The organism is Streptomyces sp. SID4985 (assembly GCF_009863025.1).
In the GTDB taxonomy this organism is placed as follows: domain Bacteria; phylum Actinomycetota; class Actinomycetes; order Streptomycetales; family Streptomycetaceae; genus Streptomyces.
Genome location: NZ_WWIR01000700.1, coordinates 1 through 7,469 on the forward strand (window position 1 = coordinate 1; position 7,469 = coordinate 7,469).

Sequence of the window (7,469 nt, forward strand, 5' to 3'; positions counted from 1 at the left end):
CCGGCACGCCGAGAGCACGCACCGGACGCCGCTCCTTGACGGGCAAACGTTGCCTGCCGCGGCACTAGTCCGTCTCCTCCTGAACGTCCCCCGAGACGTCAGTGGCGTCGGGGAACCAGGAACGCCCCTGGGCCCAGTGGGTCACCCATCCGGTGAATCCGGGTGTGCCCGGCATCGGGGAGGTCTCGGACGAGGTGCCGAAGGGCATCGCGCCGTACTCGTCGATCAGCCAGACGTGACCGCGTTGGGGGCCGGTGACGACAAGGTGCCAGTACATGCCGCAGCCGTCGGTGCCCAGCAGCAGTGAGCCGTGGTCGAACGCGGCGTCCATCCGGGCTTCGAGCTCCTGCTCCGACACTGCCTCCTCGTCCCCCTCGTCGTTTTCCCACATCCATGTCGCCACGAGGGGAAACGGCTCGGCGAGCAGACGCTCGGGACGGTCGGGGCCCCAGTCCGAGGGCGTTTGCGCGAAGGGCAGCAGACCGTAGTAGGGCGGCCCCGCTCGCAGGCCGTCGCAGACCTCCGCCACGAACGTACGGTACGGCTCCGGCAACACGATGCCGTGCTCCGCCTCGAAGGACCGCACAGCCTCCCAGCCGGCCGGCGGAGCCGCCTCGGGACGGGACGCGAAGACTTCGCGGAGCGCGGCCAACTCGGCCGGGTCGCAGTTTTCCGTGTTCATGCCGATCATCATGCAAGATCCGGAGGAGACGGCCTGGCCCGGCCTCCCCGGCCGAGCCTCACGGCAGTGGCTGCTCCGCCCAGATGATCTTGCCGGTCGGGGTGTAGCGGGTGCCCCAGCGGTCCGCGATCTGGGCCACCAGGAACAGGCCCCGGCCGCCCTCGTCGGTGCTCGCCGCGTAGCGCAGGTGGGGGGAGGTCGTCGTACCGTCCGAGACCTCGCAGATCAGCGAGCGGGCGAGCAGCAGGCGTACGCCGATGGGGCCGCGGCCGTAGCGGATGGCGTTGGTGACCAGCTCGCTCAGAATCAGCTCGGTGGTGAAGGTCAGCTCGTCCAGGTTCCACTCCGCGAGCTGCCGGGTCACCTTGGCCCGGATCTCCGAGACCGCCGCCGGATCGGAGGGCACCTCCCACTCGGCCACCCGGTCCTCGCCCAGCACCCGCGTCTCGGCCACGATCAGCGCCACGTCGTCGGCGGGCCGCAGCGGCAGCCGGTCCAGCACGACCCGGCAGGTGTCCTCCGGCGAGGCGTCCGGGGCGTGGCGGAGCGCGTCGCGCAGCAGGTCGAGGCCCACGTCGATGTCCCGGTCCCGGTCCTCCACCAGACCGTCGGTGTACAGCACCAGACGGCTGCCCTCCGGCAGCTCCAGCTCCGCCGTCTCGAACGGCAGCCCGCCCAGGCCCAGCGGGGGACCGGCGGGCACGTCCGGGAACTCCACCCGGCCGTCCGGGTACACCACCGCGGGTGGCAGATGCCCGGCGCGCGCGATGGTGCAGCGCCGGGACACCGGGTCGTACACCGCGTACAGACAGGTCGCCCCGGTCACCGCCGCCGCGCCGTCCGCCGGGGTCTCGTCCTGGTCGATCCGGCCCACCAGTTCGTCCAGGAGGCCGAGGAGTTCGTCGGGCGGCAGGTCGAGCGAGGAGAAGTTGTGCACCGCCGTGCGCAGCCGGCCCATGGTCGCCGCCGCGTGCAGTCCGTGCCCCACCACGTCACCGACGACGAGCGCGACCCGGGCGCCCGGCAGCGGCAGGACGTCGAACCAGTCGCCGCCCACCCCGGACTGCGCGGGCAGATAGCGGTAGGCGATCTCCAGGGCGTCCTGCGCGGGCAGCGAGCGGGGCAGCAGACTCCGCTGGAGCGTCACCGCCATGCTGTGCTCGCGCGTGTAGCGGCGGGCGTTGTCGATGGACACCGCCGCCCGCGCCACCAGCTCCTCGGCGAGCGTGACGTCCTCGGCATCGAAGGGCTGCGGCTTCTCCGAGCGCCAGAAGTTGGCCACCCCGAGGATCAGATTGCCCGTCCGGAGCGGCACCGTGATCAGCGAATGGATGCCGTACTCCACGACCTGCCCGGTGCGTTCCAGGTCCTGCGCGTGCCAGCCCGGCGCCTCGCGCAGGTCCGGCTCCACCACCGACTGTCCCGTGGCGAGGCTGCGGGCCTGCGGCGAGGTCGGCACGAACCGGATGCGCTCGCCCAGCGGATACAGCGGGGCGTCCTTGCGGATGCCGCTGTACGCCGCCCGGCGCAGGTCGGTGCCCGGCTTCGGCTCCTCGCCGTTCAGTACCGCGTCGAACAGGTCCACCGTCACGAAGTCCGCGAACCGGGGCACCGCCAGCTCGGCCAGCTCCTGCGCCGTACGGCTCACGTCCAGGCTGGTGCCGATGCCCACCCCGGCGTCGTACAGCATGTTCAGCCGCTCGCGCGCCACCTCCGCCCGGCCCGACAGGGCGCGCAGCTCCGTGGAGTCGCGCAGGGTGGTGACGCTGCCGGGCGGGCCGCCCTGCAGATCGGTGGGGCGCTGGTTGATCGCGACCAGCTTGTCCTTGACCAGGTGCACCTCGTCCGTCGCGACCCGCCCGGAGGCGAGGAGACCGGCCGTCTCGTCGTCCAGGCCCAGGTCGAGGACGCTGCGCATCTCGGCGTCGTCGGGCAGGTCGAGGAGCCGGTGCGCCTCGTCGTTGGCGAGCAGCAGTTTGCCGTCGCCGCCGACGATCAGCACACCCTCCCGGACGGCGTGCAGCACCGCGTCGTGGTGCTCGTACATCCGGGTCATCTCGTAGGGGCCGAGCCCGTGCGTCTGCCGCAGCAGTCGCCGGCTGACCAGCGCCGTGCCCGCCGTGGCCAGGACGAGCGCCGCCGCGGCCGCCGCGAGCAGCAGCGGCACCTGCTGGTCGGCCGCCCCGCCGACGTGCGCGGTGGTGATGCCCGCGGACACCAGCCCGACCACCTTGCCGCCGGAGTCACGCACGGGCACTACGACCTGGACCAGCGGTCCTATCGTCCCGTTCAGATGCTCGACGACCGTGGAGCCGTTGACCGCGGGCCCGATGGTGCCGACGAACTTCTTGCCGATGCGGTCCCGGTTGGGATGGGTGTAGCGGATGCCGTCGGTGTTCATGACGACGATGAAGTCCACGTTGGACGCCTTGCGGGCCGCCTCCGCGCTCGGCTGGAGGATCGCCGTCGGGTCCGGGGTGCGCAGCGCCGCCGCCGTGCCGGGCGCGTTGGCGAACGTCCCGGCGGCGGCCAGGGAGCGGTTGCGCGCCTCCAGATCGCTGTCGTGCCGCACCTGGAGCACCTGCGCCACCACGGCCGCCACGACCAGCAGCAGCACGATCACGACCTGGAGGATGAACACCTGCCCCGCGAGACTGCGCGCGGACACCGCCGCCCGCAGCACACCGGGGTGCGAGCCGTTCCCGGGCGTACCGTCCGGTCGGTGCGCACCGAAGGGCGCACGCGGATGCCCGAACGAACGGGGCGTCCGCGTGTCGGGCCGGCCGGGCAGTCGCACCATGTGCCCATGTCTACACTGCCCGGCCCCATCAGGCGAGACCGTCACAGCCGGTGGCGGACGGCGCGCTACGAGGACCGCCGCGCCGCCTTACCCGGACGCCCCCGCCTCACCCCGGCGGCGGGAGCCCGTACGGGTTCCTCCGGAAGGGCGCGCGGGGCGCGCATGGAGCGCAGGGCGAGGAGCAGCACGCCGATGTCGTCCAGATAGACGGGATCGGGCAGCAGGTCGGTCGGCAGCAGCAGATAGACGACCGCGCCCCAGAACACCCAGCGCGGCCCCGTGGGCAGCCCGGCCCGCCGCAGCCCCTGCCGGGTCCGCACCAGCCGCACCAGCACCGCGACCGCGACGGCCAGCACCCCGGCCGCCACGACGGCGGCCACCAGCAACAGGATCGTGGTGGAATCCATCCGGTCTCCCCTCCCCTTTCGCCGTGAGCTCCGCGCGGGCCCCGCGCGGGAGCCCCGGAACCGTACGTCTTCCCTCTGCCCGCCGTACGGCGGGCTACGGCACCGACGGCCCGCTCACTCCGGCCGGTCCGCCCCCGCGTCGCCGGACGGCGCGTCCGGGGCGGATCCGGACTTCGCGCCCTTGGGCAGGAACCTCAGCCGCTCGAAGGTCCGCGTGAGCTGCTGCAACGGCGAACCCGTCCGGGCGTCGGCCCGCTGCTGGGGCAGCGCGGCGGGCGCCAGTTCACGGTAGGCGGCCAGCGCCTCGTGGGCCTCCTCGGCGGCCTGCCGGTACAGATCCCGCGACTTGGTCATCGCCTCCAGCGCCTCGGCGTACCGCGTGACGCGCTGCCGCTCGCGCTCCAGCTCCTCCTGGGCCGTCATCAGCGTCCAGTGGTCCCTCAGCTCCGTCAGGGACTCCCCGAGGCTCCGGGGCAGCGGCCGGGGCAGCGCCACGAAACGCCGCAGCGCCGCGAGGAGTTCGGTGGGCTCGGAGCCGTCCAGGAACACGCTGCGCACGCTGAAGTCGCGGCTGTCGTACTCCTTTGGCGCCGGGTCAGGGGACAGGAGTACGGCACCGCCGCGCGGCACCTCGACCCCGAGGTCCTTCAGGGCCCAGTTGACCCCGCGGAACTGCTGCGGGGTGGCCCGGTGCTCGACGACGCGATGGCGCAGGCCCGGCGGGAGGAGTCCGGCCAGCGGCAGGCGGCCGCGCTCGTCCGGGGTCATCGCCTCGTGCACGACCAGGTTGACGCACCAGGCGTCCTTGGCCGCGTCGCGCAGCCTGCGCCGCATCTCCTTGTCGTCCGCCGGAAGCGGGTTCACCTGCCGGAAGCGCAGGCCCGTGACCGTGGGGTGGTGGTCCCAGCCGCTGTCCTGCGGGGCACCGCCCTCGGGCCAGAACAGGGTGGCGGGCGACGGCCACGACTCGTCCCAGGGCCGCTCCGCCTCCGCGACCAGCCGCCACTCGTACCCCTCCGGGCGTCCCGTACGGGGCAGGAGGGTCATCCGGGCTCGCACGGTGACGGCGCCCCCGGCCCGCCAGCGGGCCTCGAAGACGCGCTTCCCGGACTCGCCGTCCCCGTCACCGGGTACGGCCGGTTCGGCGAAGTCGTCTATGTCCCCGCTCTCCTTGCGCCGTCGCAGAGTGCGGCGCACGACCTCCTCGGGGGCGGAGCCGGTGTGCCGGCCCCGCGCCGCCCAGAGGGTCCGGGGGACGGTGTCGCGTTCGGTGGCGGAGTTCGACATGGGCCAATTCTGCTGATGGAGGCGGGTGCGTCCTCCAGTATCACCGTTCGGGTCCGTGCGACGGCGGCCGGTCCCCCCGGCGGCGCGTCGCCCGTTCGGACGCCCCCGCCGTCGCGCCCCTCCCGCTTCCACGTGGGAGAACGCCGTACGACGCGCCTGTGACGCGCCGAGACCCCTGCGGGACCGGTGCGGTCCCGCAGGGGTCTCGGTCTTCAGTTCGTACGCGGCGGGGGCGCCGTCCGCGTGTCTCAGGCGCCGCTCTCGCGGAGCATGTCCTCGCGCTCGACGAGCTTCACGCGCGCGCGGCCCTGCGGCTCACCGAGGGCGCGCTCGGCGGCGTCCAGCTTGTACCAGCCCTCCCAGGTGGTGAAGCGGACGTTCCGCTCGGCCAGGAAGGCGTCCACGGCCTCCGGCTCGGGGGCGGCCGGGGTCTGCAGACGGCCGTGGGCGTGGTCGTCCAGCAGGTTGGCCACCGTCTCGTTGGCGTCGCCCTTGGTGTGGCCGATCAGGCCGACCGGGCCGCGCCGGATCCAGCCGGTGACGTACGTGGACCGCAGGTGGTTGCCGCTCTCCTCGATGACACGGCCGCCCTCGTCCGGGACGGTGCCCGTCTCCAGGTCCCAGGGCAGCTTGGGCAGCTTCTCGGAGAGGTAGCCGACGGCGCGGTAGACCGCGGTGACGTCCCAGTCCTTGAACTCGCCGGTGCCCTTGACGTTACCGGTGCCGTCGAGGGCGGTGCGCTCGGTGCGCAGGCCGACGACCTTGCCGTCCTCGCCGAGGATCTCCGCCGGGGACTCGAAGAAGTGCAGGAAGAGCTTGTGCGGACGGTCGCCGACGTCGCGGATCGCCCAGTTCTCCAGCGTCTTGGCGACCATGTCGGCCTGCTTGTTGCCGCGCCGGGTCTCGATGGAGCCCTTGTCGTAGTCGATGTCCTCGGGGTCGACGATGACCTCGATGTTCGGGGAGTGGTCCAGCTCGCGCAGCTCCATGGGGCTGAACTTCGCCTGCGCCGGGCCGCGGCGGCCGAAGACGTGGACCTCGAGGGCCTTGTTGGCCTTCAGACCGTCGTAGACGTTCTGCGGGATCTCCGTCGGCAGCAGCTCGTCCGCCGTCTTGGCGAGGACGCGGGCCACGTCCAGGGCCACGTTGCCGACGCCCAGGACGGCGACCTTCTCGGCCTCCAGCGGCCAGGTGCGCGGGACGTCCGGGTGGCCGTCGTACCAGGACACGAAGTCGGCCGCGCCGTAGGAGCCGTCCAGGTCGATGCCGGGGACCGACATCTCGCGGTCGGCCATCGCGCCGGTGGAGAAGATCACCGCGTCGTAGAAGGCGCGCAGGTCGTCCAGGCTGATGTCGGCGGGGTAGTCGACGTTGCCGAAGAGACGGATCTGCGGCTTGTCGAGCACCTGGTGCAGGGCCGTGATGATGCCCTTGATACGCGGGTGGTCGGGGGCGACGCCGTACCGGATCAGGCCGAACGGGGCGGGCATCCGCTCGAAGATGTCGATGGACACGCCCGGGTCGGCGGCCGTCTCGGACTTCAGCAGGGCGTCGGCGGCGTAGATCCCGGCGGGGCCGGCTCCGACGATGGCTACCCGCAGGGGGCGCGGCATGATCAGGTTCCCTTCGAGCGTGGACAGGCGACTCGATCAGGAAGCCTAAGCTAAGGCAGCCCTAAGTTAGTACGCGGGTCCGATCTATGGACTCATAAGGCTGTCTTATGGGGCGATAGGTCGGGTTATGGGGCCAGATGTGGTGTCTGGCCCCATGGGTGCCGAGTGGTCGCGGCCGAGAGGTTTCCGCTGCTCGCGGCCGCGTGGTTCCGTGCGGGTGGCCGCTCGGGAGTGGCCGCTCAGGACTGGTCGGTCACGCGGGGCGGATCACGCGGTGGATCGCGGCCTCTCCCGCGCCGTAGATCGACTCTTCGCGGATGAGCGCGCCGGGGCCCGGGGCGTGGATCATCGTGCCGTTGCCGACGTAGAGGCCCACGTGCCGGTCGTCCTCGAAGAACAGGACGAGGTCGCCGGGCTGGATCGCGGCCAGGGTGACGGAGCTGCCCCCGAGTGCCTGCTCCGCCGCCGTACGCGGCAGCGCGACCCCGGCCGCCCGCCACGCGCCCTGCGTGAGGCTGGAACAGTCGTACGAGTCAGGCCCGGTCGCCCCCCAGACACACGGCCTCCCGAGCTGCGCCCGCGCGAACTCGATGGCCTTGGCGGCACGGACCGCGTGCGCGGACTCGCTGGCGGCGGGAGCTGCGGGGGCGGCGAGGGGGAAGCTGCCGGTGGCTTGGGCG

6 protein-coding genes are annotated in these 7,469 nt (G+C 72.7%); all 6 read right to left on the reverse strand.

Annotation, left to right across the window (positions count from 1 at the left end):
* Nucleotides 1-64: 64 nt before the first annotated feature.
* The gene (locus tag GTW40_RS31100; protein WP_161183474.1) at nt 65-694 is read right to left on the reverse strand and encodes an SMI1/KNR4 family protein; all 630 of its coding nucleotides are present in this window, start codon (nt 692-694) and stop codon (nt 65-67) included.
* Between the two features lie 46 nt (nt 695-740).
* Complete coding sequence (locus GTW40_RS31105; protein WP_202486657.1) at nt 741-3,482, reverse strand: SpoIIE family protein phosphatase/ATP-binding protein; 2,742 nt, start codon at nt 3,480-3,482, stop codon at nt 741-743.
* A 65-nt stretch (nt 3,483-3,547) separates the two neighbouring features.
* Nucleotides 3,548-3,889 (reverse strand): DUF1232 domain-containing protein, encoded by a 342-nt coding sequence (locus tag GTW40_RS31110; RefSeq protein WP_161183475.1) that lies wholly within the window; start codon nt 3,887-3,889, stop codon nt 3,548-3,550.
* 114 nt (nt 3,890-4,003) lie between these two features.
* Nucleotides 4,004-5,176 (reverse strand): hypothetical protein, encoded by a 1,173-nt coding sequence (locus tag GTW40_RS31115; protein WP_161183476.1) that lies wholly within the window; start codon nt 5,174-5,176, stop codon nt 4,004-4,006.
* A gap of 248 nt (nt 5,177-5,424) precedes the next feature.
* The gene (locus tag GTW40_RS31120; RefSeq protein ID WP_161183477.1) at nt 5,425-6,789 is read right to left on the reverse strand and encodes an FAD-dependent oxidoreductase; all 1,365 of its coding nucleotides are present in this window, start codon (nt 6,787-6,789) and stop codon (nt 5,425-5,427) included.
* A gap of 253 nt (nt 6,790-7,042) precedes the next feature.
* On the reverse strand, nt 7,043-7,469 hold a 427-nt coding region (locus GTW40_RS31125; RefSeq protein ID WP_161183478.1), incomplete at its 5' end, for a C40 family peptidase.